Origin of the sequence: Deinococcus sonorensis KR-87 (assembly GCF_040256395.1) — a bacterium.
In the GTDB taxonomy this organism is placed as follows: Bacteria; Deinococcota; Deinococci; order Deinococcales; family Deinococcaceae; genus Deinococcus; species Deinococcus sonorensis.
The window spans coordinates 1,891,815-1,906,038 of record NZ_CP158299.1; the positions used below are offsets into that span (position 1 = coordinate 1,891,815).

The window sequence follows — 14,224 nt, forward strand, 5'->3', positions numbered from 1 at the left end:
GTCATGATTCTGTATGAACGTCTGCTTAAACTGAAGCAAATGAACAATACGGGCAAGGCAGTGGTGGGACTCTTGATGGTCGGCGTGGCGCAGGCAGGAAGCATGAGCATGGATACCTTGCTGGTCTCCGGGGCACCGTCGCCGTGCCTGGCGGTCAAGGTCATGATCTCTCAGGGAGGCAAGAGCCTCTCGGAGCTGTACCTCACCCCGGATGGCAAGTCCAAGATCCAGAAGGGCGCCGAGGTCCATTTCAAGAAGGGCACCAGCTACCGGCTGCAGGCCACCTGCGTCAGTGCCAGCACCTTCTCCCAGAACTCCGGCCTGAACTTCACGGCCGATGGCCGCACCATCCAGGTCCAGTTCTCGGACAACGGCTTTGCCATCAAGCGCGGCGGCGTGGCGTACTGACCTGAACGGGGTGCCGGCTGAGCGCCAGGCGCTACACTGGCGCGCGTGACCCTGCCTGACCTGACGGCTGGCCTCGCCCGCGCGGTGCAGCGTCGGGCGGGGCTGGCTGCGTCCGGCACCACGCTGTACCGCGCGGTTCACACCACCGAGACGGAGGGCGTGTATGCCCTGGACCGGGCCGGTGAGGTGGGCATCCTGAACCTGTACCGCGAACTGCTTCCCGCCCAGGAACAGCAGCTCGCGGCGGCCTGCGCCCAGGCGCTGCCGTTGAGGGCCGTGTACCTGAAACGCCGCCCGCAGGAAGCGCGGCATCTGGCCAACGTGCAGCGTGAGCAGCTGGCGCCACCCGGGCCGGTGTGGGGCGAGGCGCAGCCGGAACTGACCGCGCTGGAACAGGGCGTCCCGTACCTGATCCGGCCCGGCAGTGACCTGAGCACTGGCCTGTTCACCGACGCGCGCCCCGCCCGCCAGTGGGTGCGCGAGCATGCGCCGCCCGGCGGCCGGGTGCTGAACACGTTCGCGTACACCTGCGGCTTCGGGCTGAATGCCCGGCTCGGCGGCGCGGAGGTGGTCAAGAACCTGGACCTCTCGCGCAAGGTGCTGGCCTGGGGTCAGCAGAACTATGGGCTGTCCGGCCTGCCCCACCCGGACACTGACTTCATCTATGGCGACGTCTTTGACTGGATGGCGCGCTTCGAGCGGCAGGGCCAGCAGTTTGAGCTGCTGATTCTGGACCCGCCCGCCTTCGCCCGCAGCCGCGCCGGGGTCTGGCGTTCCGAGCGCGACTACGCCCGGCTGGCCCGGCTGGCAGCGGCGCTGCTGGCGCCGGGAGGCCGGCTGCTGGCCCTCAATAACCACGCCGGGGTCAGCCGGGCCGCCTTCCAGCGGATGCTGCAGGACGGGGCGCCGCGGCTGCGGGTTCAGGTCCAGCTGGGGCCGGGCGAGGACTATCCGGGCGCCGATCATCTCAAGGTGCTGGTGCTCGGCTGACCCGCCGCACGCTTCACTTTTTAAAGCGGGAATCACCTTTGGCCGTGGCGCGGCGGGCTACACTGCACGGCATGAGCCAAGTGCTGATCCCGCTGACGACGCCCGACGAGGTCGAGACCTTTCTGTCGCAGTACCCGCTGGCCGGCGTGTTCAAGGCCGGTACCTGCCACAAGACCATGCAGGGTTTCGGGGTGCTGGAAACCTTCCTGAAGGACCACGAGCTGCCGGTCGGCTTCATCCGGGTGGTGGACTGGCGCCCCGCCTCCAACCACGTGGCGGCCCGCACCGGCATCCAGCACCAGAGCCCGCAGCTGATCATGTTCAAGGACGGCGAGCCGGTCTTCGACGTGGACAACTGGGACATCACCCCCGAGGCGCTGGAGCCGGTGTTCGAGCAATACGTGCCGGCCCGTCAGGAGGCCGCGCAGGTGGCCGGGGACGGCAATGTGGAGCCGTACCGCCAGCTGATGCGCCAGTACATCGACGGCCAGCTGCCCGACTGGCAGTTCCAGGAGTTGTACGTGAACATGTTCCGCGACGACGCCTCGCTGCGCAGCCAGCGTGAGTTCGAGCTGCTGTCGCGGCTGTTCGGCGACCCGGATGCCTACCACGGTGGCCTGCACCAGCTGGGTGCCCCGCAGCAGCGCGGCGACTTGAAGGCCCGGGTCCAGGACCTGCTGGCGCAGCTGTAAGCCCTCTGCATCCCGCCGCCCCTGGCAATGGCCGGGGGCGGCGTTGCTGTTGCGTGTTACAGTGCGGAATTCTTTGCAGCGCCGCGGACACGCACGGGTTATGCTTTTCCTCATGCTCTCTCATGACTGGCTGGCCCTGGCGCCTGAGCGAACCGTCTACGCCGACCTCTCCACCGATCACTATCCCTGGAGCGAGGTCTACCTGGACCTGGCCAGCCGCACGCAGCTGGCCGGCGTGCTGGATGTGCGCGACGGCGATCAGCTGGGGCGCTACATCTGGAATGGGGGAGAGGTGCGGGGCGCCTACCTGAGCGGGCGCGGTGACCTGCCGGAACTGGCGGCGCTGCCGGCGCTGCTTCCCCGGGGCAGCGTCAGCCTGTATCAGCTGGAGCCGGTGCTGGCAGAGCTGGTCTGGGAGTGCCGCCACGGCACCTTTACCGACGTGCAGGTGCCGTGGCCGGAAGCCCGCGACCTGCTGGCGGGCCGGCGCTACCGGGGCGTGTTGCTGTCGGCGGGCGGGGCCTGCAGCTTCTGGGACGACGGCCGCCTGCTGGGCGGCACGCTGCCGGCACCCAACGAGCCGGTGCAGACGGTGGCGCAGCAGGTGCAGTTCGGTCTGGAGGAACTGACCCAGTTCTGGAGCGAGGTGCTGGCGACCCTGGCGACCCGCGTGCCGCTGGAGACGAACTGGCGCACGGCCGTGACGGCGCTGGCCGACGAGCACCCCTGCCTGGACCCGTTCGCTCGGGAAGTCTGGCTGGAGGGATCGCAGCTGCGGCTGCACCCGGACGTGCCGATGGAGGAAGTGCAGGCCGCGCTGCGTGACGTGCTGCCGATGCTGCTGCCGCTCCCGGCCGCCCAGCGCAGCGCAGCCGTGGCCGATCTGCGTCAGCACCGGCTGTTTGAGGCCGCTGGGTTGGCCGACTTACCGCTCTGAGCCGTTAACAGGTGGGCTGGCCCAGGACGTGTGACATTGATGTGCGAAACCCTATGACAAGCTGAAGTCAAATGGCGACACACGAGCACGAGGGCAGAGGATGACGGCAAATCTTGAGTACCCCAGCTGGCCGGTCGGGCTGAGCGATCAGACGCTGTTGCCCTTCGCAATGTGGCGCGTGCTGGACGTCGTGGATGGGCGGCAGCACGTCAGCAAACTGGCGGCCACGCTGGGGATGCCCGAGCCGCAGATCAAACAGGTGGTGCATACGGTCGAGCAGCATCTGGAGCGGGCGGCGCAGCGCGAACGCCCGATCAATGAAGAGGGCCTGCAGCTGCTGACCCAGTGCCTGAATGCTGTGGTGGGACCGATGGGGCGGATGATGATGGACGACGCCCTGGATGACGTGGGCGAGCAGGCCACCCTGACCCGGCTGATCGGGGCACTCAACGCAGAACTCAACGATACGAATCGCCAGGCGTTCTTACGCCAGCTCCGCATGAGGGGAATCGCATGAAGTACACCGTCGTTATCCGTCAGCCCGTTCCTGAAACCGTGCAGGCCGATCTGATCAGCGCGCTGATCGCCCAGTTCGAGCTCAGCCCTGAGCAGGCCAGCCGCCTTGCCGCCCGTCGCAGCGGCCGCCTGATGAAGCCCAACACCCGCCGCCGCGCGGACCGTCTGCTGGCCATTTACCAGTCGGTCGGCGCGCAGGTGTCGCTGGAAGAGGTGCGCGAGGACACCACCGTGCTGGCCGATCCGTACGCCGGAGAGCGTCCGGGTCTGGTCGGGCCGGCGGGCAACGATTATGCGGCGACCGGGCCGCTGCCGGTGAGCGGCGCCGCTGCCTATGCGGGCGGCGCGGTGGCAGTCGTTCCCCCCCGCTGGACGACCTGACCGTGCAGCCGGCGGCGCTGGCACCGGTCCCGATGCTGGGGCAGGTCGCCATGCCGGACCTGCTGACCACCGTGATTGCCCCGGTGGAGCCCGCGCCGGTCATCCCGGCCGCGCCGTCGGCCGAGGATGCCTGGGCCGACTTCACCGGTTCGCTGGCCAGCAGCTCCACCACCTCGGTGAGCGAGCCGGAGCCGGAAGCCAATGTGGTGAGTGTGGAGGCTGCCGAGGAGCGCGTCGAGCGCCGCCGCTCCAGCCTGTCGCGCAGCGTGCTGACGGCGGCCCTGCTGCCGCTGCTGCTGGCCACCGTGGCCACGGTCGTGACCGTGTTCGTGACCGAGCCGCGCCTGCAGCGCACCCTGCTGAGCCAGAACGCCCAGGCGGTGGCGGTGGCCGTGGCCAGCAACCTCGACACCTCCGACCAGAACACCGTGTACGCGCAGATCGACACGCTGCTCAAGCGCAGTACCGTGGGCTTCGTGCAGGTGGAGCTGCCGGACGGCACCACCTTCTTCCGCAGTAAGACGCCCGACACCGACGGCCCGCTGTCGGTGAAGGTGGCCAACTGGGTGCAGGGCCACCCGGGCAGCTCCAGCTTCGTGCAGAAGGGCAGCGCGGCCGACGCCTACCGCTACCAGCTGGGACTGCTTGAGCAGGTGGGCGCCACCAGCTCCGAGCAGGCCAACTCGCTGCGGAAGGCCATCGCGGAACCGGCCAACCAGCGCTCCAGCACCACCACATACGTGCTGTCGCGCATCGGGGTGTCGTCCAGCCAGCAGGGGGACCGCGTGATCGGTGAGCCGCAGGACCTGCAGGCCAGCAACCTGCTGTACAACATCGCGGTCGGTGTGCCGAGCAACGACGCCCAGACCGCGCTGCGCCGCAACCTGCTGGTGATCTTCTCGCTGTCGCTGCTGTTCTTCGTGGTGGCGGCGCTGATGGCCGCCCGCACCGCCCGCCGGATCGTGGAGCCGATCGAGCGTCTGGTGAAGGCCGCCGACGCGATCAGCATGGGCGACCTGGAGCGTCCGGTGCGTCCGGAGCGCAACGACGAGATCGGCGACCTGGCCGAGGCGCTGGAGCGTATGCGTCTGTCGCTGGAAGCCGCCATGGAGCGTCTGCGCCGCCGCCGCGCCCGCTGACCCGAGTGCACCCGCCGGCCCCGGCCACGCCTCAGGCGTGGCCGGGGCTGTTCTGTGCCGCGGCCCTGCGAACACGTAAGGCAGGCGTCAGGAGTGGCGTGACATCATGCGCCCATGAAGAAGCTGCTTTCGCTGCCGCTGCTGGGCGTGCTGGCCCTCACCGCCTGCGGCACCGGCATCCTGCCGCCGGTCACCCGCACCCTGGACCCGATCACGCTGACCATGCCCACCGCCTTCAGCCTGGCGTCGGGCGTGCTGTACCTCAACGAAAATCAGTTCGCCAAGGTGGCGGATGTGCTGAAGAACGCCAGCTCGCTCACCATTGACGGCCAGGCCCTGTTTGTGGGCGTGGGCGACCTGCAGACGCTGACCATCTATGTGCGGACCGCCAGCGGCTCGGCCAACGCGCTGGACGGCTGCACCATCAACAGCAACTACGCGGTGTGCAGCGGCGACGAGAGCGCCCACAAGGTGCAGGACCTGCAGATCATCAAGGGTCAGAAGATGGCGCTGCACCTCGCGGGCGCGGCCCTCAACGCGGCGGCGAAGAACAAGTCCGCCTACTTCGGCATCAAGGTGACGTCCGGCAACACCTTCCAGGGCGACACGGTCACCATCAGCGACGCGAAGGCCACGGTCCAGTTCTAGGCTGGGCGTGTTCGGGCGGGGGCAGGGGCTGTGGCTCCCGCCCCCGCTTCAACTGCCGCTGGGTTGCACCCAGGCCGGCTGCCGCGCGTGCTGCAGCCAGGTGAGCACCTCACCGGCATGTCGGGCCGGGTCCACCGAGCGCCAGCAGTGCGCCACCAGGCCCGCCGGATCGATCACGAACGTCTGACGCCGGGCCAGGGGTGGCCACCAGCGCTGCACGCCGTACAGCCGCACGATCCGCTGGTCACTGTCGGGCAGCAGCGGAAAACTCAGCCCGCAGCGGTCCCGGAACTGCGCCTGCCGCGCCTCGGTGTCGCTGCTGACGCCGATCACCTCGGCCCCCAGCTGCTGAAACTGCGGCAGCGCCTGCTCGAACTGCCGCGCTTCCAGGCTGCAGCCGGGCGTCAGGGCGCGCGGATAGAAGTACAGCACCACCCAGCGGCCGCGCAGGTCGGCCAGGCGGATCAGCCGGCCGTCGTCGCTGCGCGCCTCGAAGAGTGGAGCGGCGCTGCCGGTCCGTGGCGTCATGGCGGGCATTGTAGCGGGTTTCCGCCTTCCGGACCGGCGCGCTGCGCTGGCCTCGGCGCGCCCGACACGGCAGAATGCGGCCATGACGCTGCCCGAACCGCTGCACCGGCCGTTGCGCGCGTACCACGGCCAGCGTGTGCTGGTGGCGGTGTCGGGCGGCGCCGACTCGGTGGCGCTGCTGCGAGCGCTGCTGCTGGCCGGAGCGCAGCCCACGGCTGCGCACTTCGACCATCAGCTGCGCGCCGGCTCCACGCAGGATGCCCGCTTCGTGCAGCAGTTGGCCCAGGACCTGGGCGTTCCGCTGCAGCTGGGAGGGGCTGACGTGCGCCGTGTCGCGGCCCAGCGCGGCTGGAATCTGGAGGACGCGGCGCGCCGGCTGCGCTACAATTTCCTGACCCGGGCGGCGCGGCAGGCGAGCCTGCAGACGATCCTGACCGCTCACACCCGCCGCGACCAGGCGGAGACGGTGCTGTGGCAGCTGCTGCGCGGTGAAGCGGTGCTGAACGGGATTCCGGCGGAGCGCGGCCATGTGCGGCGGCCCTGGCTGGAGGTGGCGCGTCCCGACATCGAGCGGCTGCTGGGCGAGCTGGGCCAGTCCTGGCAGGAGGACCCCAGCAATCAGGATCAGGGCCTGACCCGCAACTGGCTGCGGCTGGAGGTGCTGCCGCTGCTGTCCAGCCGCTTTCCGGGGCTGGAGGCGCGGCTGGCGCGGCTGGCCACCCTGCAAGCGCAGGACGACGAGGCGCTGGACGGCTGGGCGGCCCGCCTGACCAGCCACGCCGACGTGGGCCGCCTCCCGTTGGCGGTGCTGCGCCGGGCGGCGCGTCAGCAGCTGCGGGTGGCAGGGCTGGAGCCGCGCCTGGAGCATTTGCTGCAGGTGGCCGGCGGCATGCAGGACCGGCAGACCCACCATCTGGACCTGCCGGGAGCACAGTCCGTCACGGTCACTGCGGGCCGGCTGCAGCTGGACACCCTGATCTGGCCCGAGCCGGAGTTCGCGGTGCCGGACGGCTGGACCCTGCGCCACCGCCAGCCAGGCGACCGTGTGCGGCTGCCGGGCGGTACCCGCAAGCTCAGTGACGTGCTGACGGATCGCAAGGTGCCGAGAAGTGAGCGCGACCGGGTGTGGCTGGCGGTGCAGGAGGGCACGGACGGCGCGCAGGTACAGTGGGTGGGGCTGCAGCCGGCCCTCTGGGCGGTTGGCGCGCGTGAACTGGTCGGGGCGGCCCCGGACCCCTGGCATGAGGCGATGGGGGAGGCACTGCGGCTCGCCCACGAGGCCGCCGCCCGCCAGGAGGTGCCGGTGGGGGCGGTGGTGCTGCAGGGCGAGCGGGTGGTGGGGCGCGGGTCCAACACCAGCCGTGCCGACCGGGACATGACTCGCCACGCCGAGCTGGAGGCGCTGCGGCAGGCAACGCAGGTGGTGGGGCCGTACCTGAACGGCTGCACGCTGGTGGTGACGCTGGAGCCGTGTCCGATGTGCTTGGGCGCGGCGCTGGAGGCGCGGGTGGACCGGGTAGTCTACGGCGCGGCCAACCCCCGTGCAGGCGCGCTGGGCGGCGTCCAGGACCTGCTGGAGTTCCGCTGGGGTCACCGGCTTCAGGTGGTGGGCGGCGTGCGGGCCAGCGAGGCGCGGCGGCTGCTTCGCCAGAGTTTTCAATCATGGCGCGCCGGAACGTACTAGACTGATCGGGTGTCCCTCCCGCAACCCGTCCGCCTGGTGCTGGGCGGCCTGATTTTCATCGGGCTGGTGCTGGCGGCCCTGTCCGGTCAGGCGCTGGTGTTGTGCGGCGCGGCGCTCCTGCTGGCCTCGGTGGTGTGGCCGCTGGGGGGCCGCTGGTACCTGGTGCCGCCGCTGGCCTTTGGCCTCGGCTATCTGGTGGTGGCTGCCCGGTTCCCCTTTGATGTCATGGACTGGCTGGGGGTGTTGCTGGCGCTGCTGGGTCTGGCCGGCCTGACCCGCTGGTACCTGACGGGCGTGCGGCAGTCGGCCCGCATGCGCAACGTGATGCGAGCCCTGGAGGAGGGTAGCGCCAAGCTCTCGGTGGCGCGCGACAGTGACGGCATGATCCGGGCCGGCATCGAGACGCTGGAGCGCCTGAAAGTTGCCCCGCACCTCGCGTTCGTGGCCTACAAGCGCGGCACGCCACACATCATGGGCGCCCGCGGCAACTTCCGGCCGTTCCTGGAGCATCCGATCCTGCCGGAAGACGGCGACAGCCGCAGCGTGCACGCCGATCACTGGGTGGCCGACCACGCCCTGAAACTGCTGACTCCGCCGGAGCGGGCGCACCATCTGGTGGTGCCGGTCAGCGGGATGTCCGAGCAGCAGATCGGGCTGTTGCTGCTGGCCCGGCCGGGCCAGCCGTTCGCGGGCAGCGACGAGACGGTGGTCAAGTCGTTTGCCCGCTTGCTGGGGCTGGCGCTGGGCCAGTGGCACGCCATCCGCGAGCTGCGCGACGCCAACGAGCTGACGCTCAAGTCGCTGGGCGCCGCGCTGGAGCACCGCGACGATGAGACCGGCGGCCACACCGGCCGGGTGGAGGCGCTGAGCGTGCAGCTGGCCCGCCGGCTCGGCTGGACCGAGGACCGAGTCAAGGCGCTGCGCTGGGGCGCTTACCTGCATGACCTGGGCAAGCTGGCCGTGCCGGACGCGGTGCTGCACAAAGCTGGCCCGCTGCTGCCGGAGGAGCGGCTGGTGATGCAGCGCCACACCGTGCTCGGCTACGACATGCTGCAGGAGCTGCACTTCCTGCCGGCCGAGACGCTGGATCTGGTGCGCTACCACCACGAGCGTTGGGACGGCACCGGCTACCCCAGCGGCCTGTCCAGCCACGACATTCCCGCCACGGCGCGGGTGTTCAGCATCGTGGACGTCTATGACGCGCTGATCAGCGTGCGGCCCTACAAGCCCGCCTGGAGCAAGGAACGGGCGCTGGCCGAGATCCGGCTGCAGGCAGGCCGGCAGTTCGATCCTCAGTATGTGGACGCTTTCCTGTACATGATGGCCGAGAAGGATGACGCGAGGCTGGTGCGGTGAGTGATGAATCCCCAAGTGCCCGCGAGCAGGTGTTCGGGTCGCAGCACGACCGGATCTTTGAGCGACTGACCCGCCTGGACCCGGATCTGGCCCGCTACATCCGTGAGTTCGCCTACGACACCGTCTACGAGCGGCCCGGCCTGGAGCTGCGGACCCGGGAGCTGCTCGCCTGCGCGCTGCTGGTGTCGCTGGGCAGTCCGGCCGAATTGCGGACCCACCTGCGCGGCGCCCTGCTGGCCGGGGCTACTGAAGCCGAGTTGCGCGAGACGCTGCTGTTCTGCATTCCCTATCTGGGTTTTCCGCGGGTGGTGGCCGGCTTTGAGCAGTTGCGCTCCCTGCTGGAACACAGCAAGGAGGCCAGCCCGCAGGCTGGCCCCCCGACGCATTCAAATCAGAAGCGGTAGGCGATGCCGAGCTTGGCCTTCAGCACAGTGCGTGGCTGGTTGACCAGCGCGTCAGCCTCGGCGTAGCCCGCCTCACCCCGGGCGAAGGTGTCGGTGTTGCCCGCGCCATCATTGCTATTGATGCTGCTGGGAAAGTAATAGTCCACTCCCAGGTCGCCGGTCAGGGTCAGGCCGTTGCCGATGGCATAGCCTGCCACCGCGCCTGCACCAAGGCCCAGCTGGTTGGTGGTGTAAGTGGTCTTGCCGCTGCTGCCAAAGTCAGCGGTGGCGCTGTACATGTTGTAGCGGGGGCCCGCATAAGCGTAGGTACTGATGCCAGGTGCGATGTCGCCCAGCTCATAGGTGGCGTCCACACCGATGGTGGTGCTGCGCCCCGACTCGGTGGCATTCGCGCTGTTCTTGTAGTCTCCCCAGGTGCCGGTCGGGCCGAAGGCAGCACTGTCATTAAGAGCGTCGTTCACCTTGGTGATGTCGGCACCGATCCTCAGACCGAACGCCCCGATTACGTTGCGGGCGTGAACCGACACGCCACCGCTGAGGCCACCCTGGTAGCCGGCCGAGAGGCCCAGGTCAATGGTGTTGAAGTTGGGGCTGACGGCCTGAGCACCGGCGGTGGCAAGGGCCGAGGCGGCCGTGAGTGCAATGAGCGTCTTCATGACTGTCACTGTCCCTCATGACGATGAGAGCCTCTCATCTTCTTTTCCCTGAAATGCTTGAGGGAGCGGACAGCTAAGCGTCAGCTTTGAATCATCAGCTCTGCGTACGGTCCGCCGGGTCAGAAGGCGTAGGTCAGCCCTGCCCGGGCGCCGACGCTCCCAGGGAAACGGTAGACGCCTTCGGCATACAGGCCAAGCTGACCGTTGAGCGGCAGGTCCACACCGGCGGTGAGGGTCGGGGCCACCGAGAAGCCGCTGGCACCGCCAAATCCCAATGCCAGGCCGGGGCCGCCGTAGAAGGTGAGCGTCGTGGTGGGGTAGTTGAGCAGGCCGTCAAGGTTGAGGGTGGTGCCGCGGCCGAGATCGGCCGACAGCCGGGCATCCAGGCCGTAGCCGGCGAGCACGGTGACGTTGCGGGCCGTAAGCCCGGCGTGCAGCGCAAAGCCGCTGCTGTAGCTCGACAGGCTGGCGCCCACGCTGGCGTTGAAGGTCTGGGCTGCGGCCGGGCTGGCGGCGGCGCTCAGGATGAGGGCAGGCAGGATGATCCGGGCACGCATGTTCATGGAAGGCCTCCTGAAGGGTCTGGGCTCAGTGTGCCACCCGCCATGTCACGCGGAGTTTACGCAACCTTTCGGAGAATCAGGGCTCAGCCGAGCAGGTCTTCCGGGCGGTTGGCATTCCGGTACAACTGCGGGCCGCAGAAGGCCAGCGTGGCCCACGGCAGCTGAATGGTGGGCAGCTGTTCCAGCAGCGCCGACATCCGCCGCTCCTCGGCGTCCAGCAGGCGGCGCACCACCGGCAGAGCGCTGGTGTGATAGAGGGCGGCCAGCGGCTGGGACCGGCCCGCCTCGTCCTGCCCGCACACCGCCAGCGCGCCCGGCTGCCGCTGCTCCGTCAGGGTCCGCCAGTAGCCGGGCGTCAGGTGCGGCAGGTCCACCGCCGCAAAGGCCAGCCAGCCGTCCGGGGCAGCGCTCAGCGCCGCCTCCAGGCCCGCCAGCGGTCCCTGCCCAGGTCTCAGGTCGCCGGTCGCCTGCCAGCCAGCCAGCCGGTAGCGTCCGGGCGGCGCCACCAGCAGCCGGGGTGAGGCCCAGGCCAGGCTCAGCGCCACCCGTTCCAGCAGGGTCTGGCCTTCAAAGCGGGCCAGCGCCTTGTCGCTGCCGTAGCGCCGCGACTGGCCGCCCGCCGTAATGGCCGCCGCGCAGCCAGCGTGGTCCATCAGTGGCCCAGACGCCGCAGCGCCCAGGCGCTCAGCCGGTGGGCCAGCCGGCCGTAGGGCGGGTACACCAGCGCCACCGGGCTCACGCGCGGCTCGCGCACCACCGCCCGCTGATGGCTGAAGGTACGGAAGCTGTGCAGCCCGTGATAGCCGCCCAGACCGCTGGTCCCCACCCCCCCGAACGGCAGATTGGGGTTGCTCAGGTGAATCAGGGCGCCGTTCACCACCAGGCCGCCGCTGGTGGTGTCCTGCTCGAAGCGCTGCACCGCCCCCTCGTCGCGGCTGAACACGTACAGCGCCAGCGGCTGCTGCCCCTGCACCTGTGCCACCGCCTGATCCAGCGTGCGGTAGCCCAGCACCGGCAGCAGCGGCCCGAAGATCTCCTCCTGCATCAGCGGCATGTCCGGGCGCACGTCCGCCAGCAGCGTGGGCGCCACAAAGCGTCCGGCCACGTCGAACTGGCCGCCCGTGACCACCCGTGCCCCCTGCGCCACGCTTTCCCGGCACAGCCGGTCCAGCCGCTCCACCGCGGGGCCGTCCACGATCCGGGCGTAGTCGGGACCGTGCCGCTGCCACGCCGGGCCGCCGAACAGCCGCCCAATCTCGCCGTCCAGCTGCAACAGCAGCTGTTCCTCCACCGACTCGTGCACCAACACGTAATCGGGCGCCACGCAGGTCTGCCCGGCGTTCACGAACTTGGACCACGCGATGCGGCGGGCGGCCAGCGGCAGGTCGGCCGTGGCGTCCACCACCGCCGGCGATTTTCCGCCGAGTTCCAGCGTCACCCGCGCGTGATGCCGGGCGGCGGCCTCCATCACCAGCCGGCCCACCCGGGCGCCACCGGTGTAGAAGAAGTGATCGAAGGGCAGCTCCAGCAGCGCCTGGGCCACCGCTGCGTCCCCCTGCACCACGCTCACTAGCGTGGGCGGCACCACGCCTTCCAGCAGCCGCTGCAGGGCCTGTGCGGTGTGCGGCGCCTTCTCGCTGGGCTTGAGCATCACGGTGTTGCCGGCGGCCAGCGCGCCCACTACCGGCATTATCGCCAGGTAGAAGGGGTAATTCCAGGGACTCATCACCAGCACCTGCCCCTGCGGCTGAGACTGAATCTCGCTGCGGCTGCCGGCCAGAATGGGCGGCGTGGCCACCCGTTGCGGGCGCATCCAGCCGGCCAGGTGGTGGCGCAGGTGGCGCAGTTCGTCCAGCACCGGTCGCAACTCCGACAACTCGGCCTCCGCACGGCTTTTGCCCAGGTCACGGGCCAGGGCGGCTGCCAGCGGTCCCCGCTGCGCCTTGATGGCGGAGTACAGCCGCTGCAGCAGGGCCCGCCGTTCGGCCACGCTGGAGCGCGCCACCGTCCAGCGGGCGGCCCGCTGCAGGGCAAAGCGGTCCTGCAGCCAGGCCGGGGGTTGCTCACCCGGCAGGACGGGTGGGCCGGACATCACGGGTGGAACGTGGGACATGTCTCCTCCAGGGCAGCGCCCCCAGATGACGGGCAGCGCCTTTACTCCCCCTTGATTGTGCATGACTTGCGACAGTCCCTGCGACGGGGACCGTTTTGAATCGGGCCAGCCTTCCCGGCAGAAATGAGGAACACCATGAAGAAGCTCCTGCTGATGACGCTCGGTGCCGCCACGCTCTCTTCGTGCGCCATGATGATGGGCACGCCCATGTCGTATCAATTCGGGCCTCAGACCACGGCGCCGGTCGGCGTCACGGCCTCCGGCACCGCCAGCGTCACCAAGGACGCCATGAACACGATGACCACCGTCAAGCTGACGGGGCTGGCGGCCAACACCTACTACGTGGGCCACTACCACCTGCAGGGCACGGCCGACGCGGCCCCGTGCCTCAGCAAAGGCGCGCCGATCATGGCCAGCAAGATGGTGGGACAGAGCGACGCCACCGGCATGCTGACGCTCAGCGGCTCGGTGATGACCAGCGCCATCGCGGACGCCACCTACATCAACGTCCACACCGCCTCCGACGCCGAGGGCACGCCCGCCGACGACGGCGTGGCCTGCACCGCCATCAAGTAGGCCCACGGGTGGGCACGGGCCGGCAGCGCTGCCGGCCCGCGTCTTTTGCTAGCCTGCAGCGGTGAGACGTGCTGAACGGGGTGACGGCGGGTGAGCCTGCGCATTCTTGGTGGCGTGGCCAAGGGCCGGACCTTCTCAGTGCCGGACAGTGCCCGGCCCAGTGGGGTGCGGGTCCGCAAGAGCCTATTTGATCTGCTGGCGGTGCGGCAGCCGGAGGGGCGCTTCCTGGACCTGCACGGCGGCAGCGGCGCCATCGCCCTGGAGGCGGCCAGCCGCGGCTACACCGTCACGGTGACCGAGCGGGACGCCGCGGCAGTGCGGACCCTGACCGGCAATGCCCGCGCCCTGGGCCTGCGTCCGCAGATCCTGGCCGGCGACGCGCTGGCCCTGCTGCCAAAGCTCGGCACCTTCGACGTGGTGTTCAGCGATCCGCCCTACGGCCAGGACATTCCGGCGCTGACAGTACGGCTGCTGCGGCTCTTCCCGGTGGTGCCGGGCGGCCTGCTGGTGGCGCAGCACCCCACCCAGGTGGAGCTGCCGGAGGAGCGCGGCTACACGCTGGAGCGTCGGCGCTACGGCAGCAACGTGCTGAGCCTGTACACCCGCGACCCCGCCTGATCCGGTAGGATTCAC

18 protein-coding genes are annotated in these 14,224 nt (G+C 69.7%); 13 read left to right on the plus strand and 5 right to left on the minus strand.

What is annotated here, in order from left to right; all coding sequences use genetic code 11:
- Nucleotides 1-39: 39 nt before the first annotated feature.
- The 8 genes from ABOD76_RS14560 to ABOD76_RS14595 all read left to right on the plus strand — a co-directional run bounded on the left by ABOD76_RS14560 (nucleotide 40) and on the right by ABOD76_RS14595 (nucleotide 5,711).
- Nucleotides 40-408: a hypothetical protein gene (locus tag ABOD76_RS14560; protein WP_350242688.1), complete on the plus strand. Its 369-nt coding sequence runs from the start codon at nucleotides 40-42 to the stop codon at nucleotides 406-408.
- 45 nt (nucleotides 409-453) lie between these two features.
- Nucleotides 454-1,398, plus strand: a complete 945-nt coding sequence (locus ABOD76_RS14565; RefSeq protein WP_380129677.1) for a class I SAM-dependent rRNA methyltransferase — start codon at nucleotides 454-456, stop codon at nucleotides 1,396-1,398.
- Between the two features lie 71 nt (nucleotides 1,399-1,469).
- Nucleotides 1,470-2,090: a monothiol bacilliredoxin BrxC family protein gene (locus tag ABOD76_RS14570; protein ID WP_350242689.1), complete on the plus strand. Its 621-nt coding sequence runs from the start codon at nucleotides 1,470-1,472 to the stop codon at nucleotides 2,088-2,090.
- A gap of 112 nt (nucleotides 2,091-2,202) precedes the next feature.
- The gene (locus tag ABOD76_RS14575) at nucleotides 2,203-3,027 is read left to right on the plus strand and encodes a hypothetical protein (protein WP_350242690.1); all 825 of its coding nucleotides are present in this window, start codon (nucleotides 2,203-2,205) and stop codon (nucleotides 3,025-3,027) included.
- Nucleotides 3,028-3,127: 100 nt separating this feature from the next.
- Nucleotides 3,128-3,544 (plus strand): hypothetical protein, encoded by a 417-nt coding sequence (locus ABOD76_RS14580; RefSeq protein WP_350242691.1) that lies wholly within the window; start codon nucleotides 3,128-3,130, stop codon nucleotides 3,542-3,544.
- A complete protein-coding gene (locus ABOD76_RS14585; RefSeq protein ID WP_350242692.1) occupies nucleotides 3,541-3,924 on the plus strand; it encodes a hypothetical protein in 384 nt (127 codons plus the stop codon). The genes ABOD76_RS14580 and ABOD76_RS14585 overlap by 4 nt, the downstream gene beginning before the upstream one ends.
- Before the next feature lie 2 nt (nucleotides 3,925-3,926).
- Nucleotides 3,927-5,063, plus strand: coding sequence for a HAMP domain-containing protein (locus tag ABOD76_RS14590; RefSeq protein ID WP_350242693.1), 1,137 nt, complete (start codon nucleotides 3,927-3,929; stop codon nucleotides 5,061-5,063).
- A 114-nt stretch (nucleotides 5,064-5,177) separates the two neighbouring features.
- Nucleotides 5,178-5,711 (plus strand): hypothetical protein, encoded by a 534-nt coding sequence (locus ABOD76_RS14595; RefSeq protein WP_350242694.1) that lies wholly within the window; start codon nucleotides 5,178-5,180, stop codon nucleotides 5,709-5,711.
- 48 nt (nucleotides 5,712-5,759) lie between these two features.
- Here ABOD76_RS14595 and ABOD76_RS14600 read toward each other — a convergent pair whose 3' ends face one another.
- Nucleotides 5,760-6,239 (minus strand): peroxiredoxin, encoded by a 480-nt coding sequence (locus ABOD76_RS14600; RefSeq protein ID WP_350242695.1) that lies wholly within the window; start codon nucleotides 6,237-6,239, stop codon nucleotides 5,760-5,762.
- An 82-nt stretch (nucleotides 6,240-6,321) separates the two neighbouring features.
- Between ABOD76_RS14600 and tilS the strand changes: the two genes are divergently transcribed.
- Genes tilS through ABOD76_RS14615 form a run of 3 tightly spaced genes read left to right on the plus strand, consistent with a single transcriptional unit; the run spans nucleotide 6,322 to nucleotide 9,683 of the window.
- Nucleotides 6,322-7,923: a tRNA lysidine(34) synthetase TilS gene (tilS, locus tag ABOD76_RS14605; RefSeq protein ID WP_350242696.1), complete on the plus strand. Its 1,602-nt coding sequence runs from the start codon at nucleotides 6,322-6,324 to the stop codon at nucleotides 7,921-7,923.
- 9 nt (nucleotides 7,924-7,932) lie between these two features.
- Nucleotides 7,933-9,279, plus strand: coding sequence for an HD-GYP domain-containing protein (locus tag ABOD76_RS14610; RefSeq protein WP_350242697.1), 1,347 nt, complete (start codon nucleotides 7,933-7,935; stop codon nucleotides 9,277-9,279).
- The gene (locus ABOD76_RS14615; RefSeq protein WP_350242698.1) at nucleotides 9,276-9,683 is read left to right on the plus strand and encodes a carboxymuconolactone decarboxylase family protein; all 408 of its coding nucleotides are present in this window, start codon (nucleotides 9,276-9,278) and stop codon (nucleotides 9,681-9,683) included. The genes ABOD76_RS14610 and ABOD76_RS14615 overlap by 4 nt, the downstream gene beginning before the upstream one ends.
- Here ABOD76_RS14615 and ABOD76_RS14620 read toward each other — a convergent pair.
- The 4 genes from ABOD76_RS14620 to ABOD76_RS14635 all read right to left on the minus strand — a co-directional run bounded on the left by ABOD76_RS14620 (nucleotide 9,671) and on the right by ABOD76_RS14635 (nucleotide 13,015).
- The gene (locus ABOD76_RS14620) at nucleotides 9,671-10,339 is read right to left on the minus strand and encodes a hypothetical protein (RefSeq protein WP_350242699.1); all 669 of its coding nucleotides are present in this window, start codon (nucleotides 10,337-10,339) and stop codon (nucleotides 9,671-9,673) included. The genes ABOD76_RS14615 and ABOD76_RS14620 overlap by 13 nt on opposite strands.
- Before the next feature lie 119 nt (nucleotides 10,340-10,458).
- Complete coding sequence (locus ABOD76_RS14625; RefSeq protein ID WP_350242700.1) at nucleotides 10,459-10,902, minus strand: hypothetical protein; 444 nt, start codon at nucleotides 10,900-10,902, stop codon at nucleotides 10,459-10,461.
- Between the two features lie 83 nt (nucleotides 10,903-10,985).
- Entirely contained in the window at nucleotides 10,986-11,555 is a 570-nt protein-coding gene (gene mobA / locus ABOD76_RS14630) for a molybdenum cofactor guanylyltransferase (RefSeq protein ID WP_350242701.1), read from the minus strand.
- Nucleotides 11,555-13,015 carry an aldehyde dehydrogenase family protein gene (locus ABOD76_RS14635; protein ID WP_350242702.1) on the minus strand — a complete coding sequence of 487 codons (1,461 nt, stop codon included), beginning with the start codon at nucleotides 13,013-13,015 and terminating at the stop codon, nucleotides 11,555-11,557. The genes mobA and ABOD76_RS14635 overlap by 1 nt, the downstream gene beginning before the upstream one ends.
- A 135-nt stretch (nucleotides 13,016-13,150) precedes the next feature.
- On the opposite strand from ABOD76_RS14635, the gene ABOD76_RS14640 reads away from it, so the two are divergent.
- Entirely contained in the window at nucleotides 13,151-13,591 is a 441-nt protein-coding gene (locus ABOD76_RS14640; RefSeq protein ID WP_350242703.1) for a superoxide dismutase, read from the plus strand.
- A gap of 90 nt (nucleotides 13,592-13,681) precedes the next feature.
- Nucleotides 13,682-14,209, plus strand: coding sequence for an RsmD family RNA methyltransferase (locus ABOD76_RS14645; RefSeq protein WP_350242704.1), 528 nt, complete (start codon nucleotides 13,682-13,684; stop codon nucleotides 14,207-14,209).
- Nucleotides 14,210-14,224: the final 15 nt, after the last annotated feature.

What these genes read in the sequence shown, in the direction of transcription:
- ABOD76_RS14575 (WP_350242690.1), top strand. Translation starts at nt 2,203, where the DNA reads ATGCTCTCTCATGACTGGCTGGCCCTGGCGCCTGAGCGAACCGTCTAC.
- ABOD76_RS14620 (WP_350242699.1), bottom strand. Translation starts at nt 10,339, where the DNA reads ATGAAGACGCTCATTGCACTCACGGCCGCCTCGGCCCTTGCCACCGCC.
- ABOD76_RS14635 (WP_350242702.1), bottom strand. Translation starts at nt 13,015, where the DNA reads ATGTCCCACGTTCCACCCGTGATGTCCGGCCCACCCGTCCTGCCGGGT.
- tilS (WP_350242696.1), top strand. Translation starts at nt 6,322, where the DNA reads ATGACGCTGCCCGAACCGCTGCACCGGCCGTTGCGCGCGTACCACGGC.
- ABOD76_RS14580 (WP_350242691.1), top strand. Translation starts at nt 3,128, where the DNA reads ATGACGGCAAATCTTGAGTACCCCAGCTGGCCGGTCGGGCTGAGCGAT.
- ABOD76_RS14560 (WP_350242688.1), top strand. Translation starts at nt 40, where the DNA reads ATGAACAATACGGGCAAGGCAGTGGTGGGACTCTTGATGGTCGGCGTG.
- mobA (WP_350242701.1), bottom strand. Translation starts at nt 11,555, where the DNA reads ATGGACCACGCTGGCTGCGCGGCGGCCATTACGGCGGGCGGCCAGTCG.
- ABOD76_RS14585 (WP_350242692.1), top strand. Translation starts at nt 3,541, where the DNA reads ATGAAGTACACCGTCGTTATCCGTCAGCCCGTTCCTGAAACCGTGCAG.
- ABOD76_RS14600 (WP_350242695.1), bottom strand. Translation starts at nt 6,239, where the DNA reads ATGACGCCACGGACCGGCAGCGCCGCTCCACTCTTCGAGGCGCGCAGC.
- ABOD76_RS14640 (WP_350242703.1), top strand. Translation starts at nt 13,151, where the DNA reads ATGAAGAAGCTCCTGCTGATGACGCTCGGTGCCGCCACGCTCTCTTCG.
- ABOD76_RS14595 (WP_350242694.1), top strand. Translation starts at nt 5,178, where the DNA reads ATGAAGAAGCTGCTTTCGCTGCCGCTGCTGGGCGTGCTGGCCCTCACC.
- ABOD76_RS14570 (WP_350242689.1), top strand. Translation starts at nt 1,470, where the DNA reads ATGAGCCAAGTGCTGATCCCGCTGACGACGCCCGACGAGGTCGAGACC.
- ABOD76_RS14625 (WP_350242700.1), bottom strand. Translation starts at nt 10,902, where the DNA reads ATGAACATGCGTGCCCGGATCATCCTGCCTGCCCTCATCCTGAGCGCC.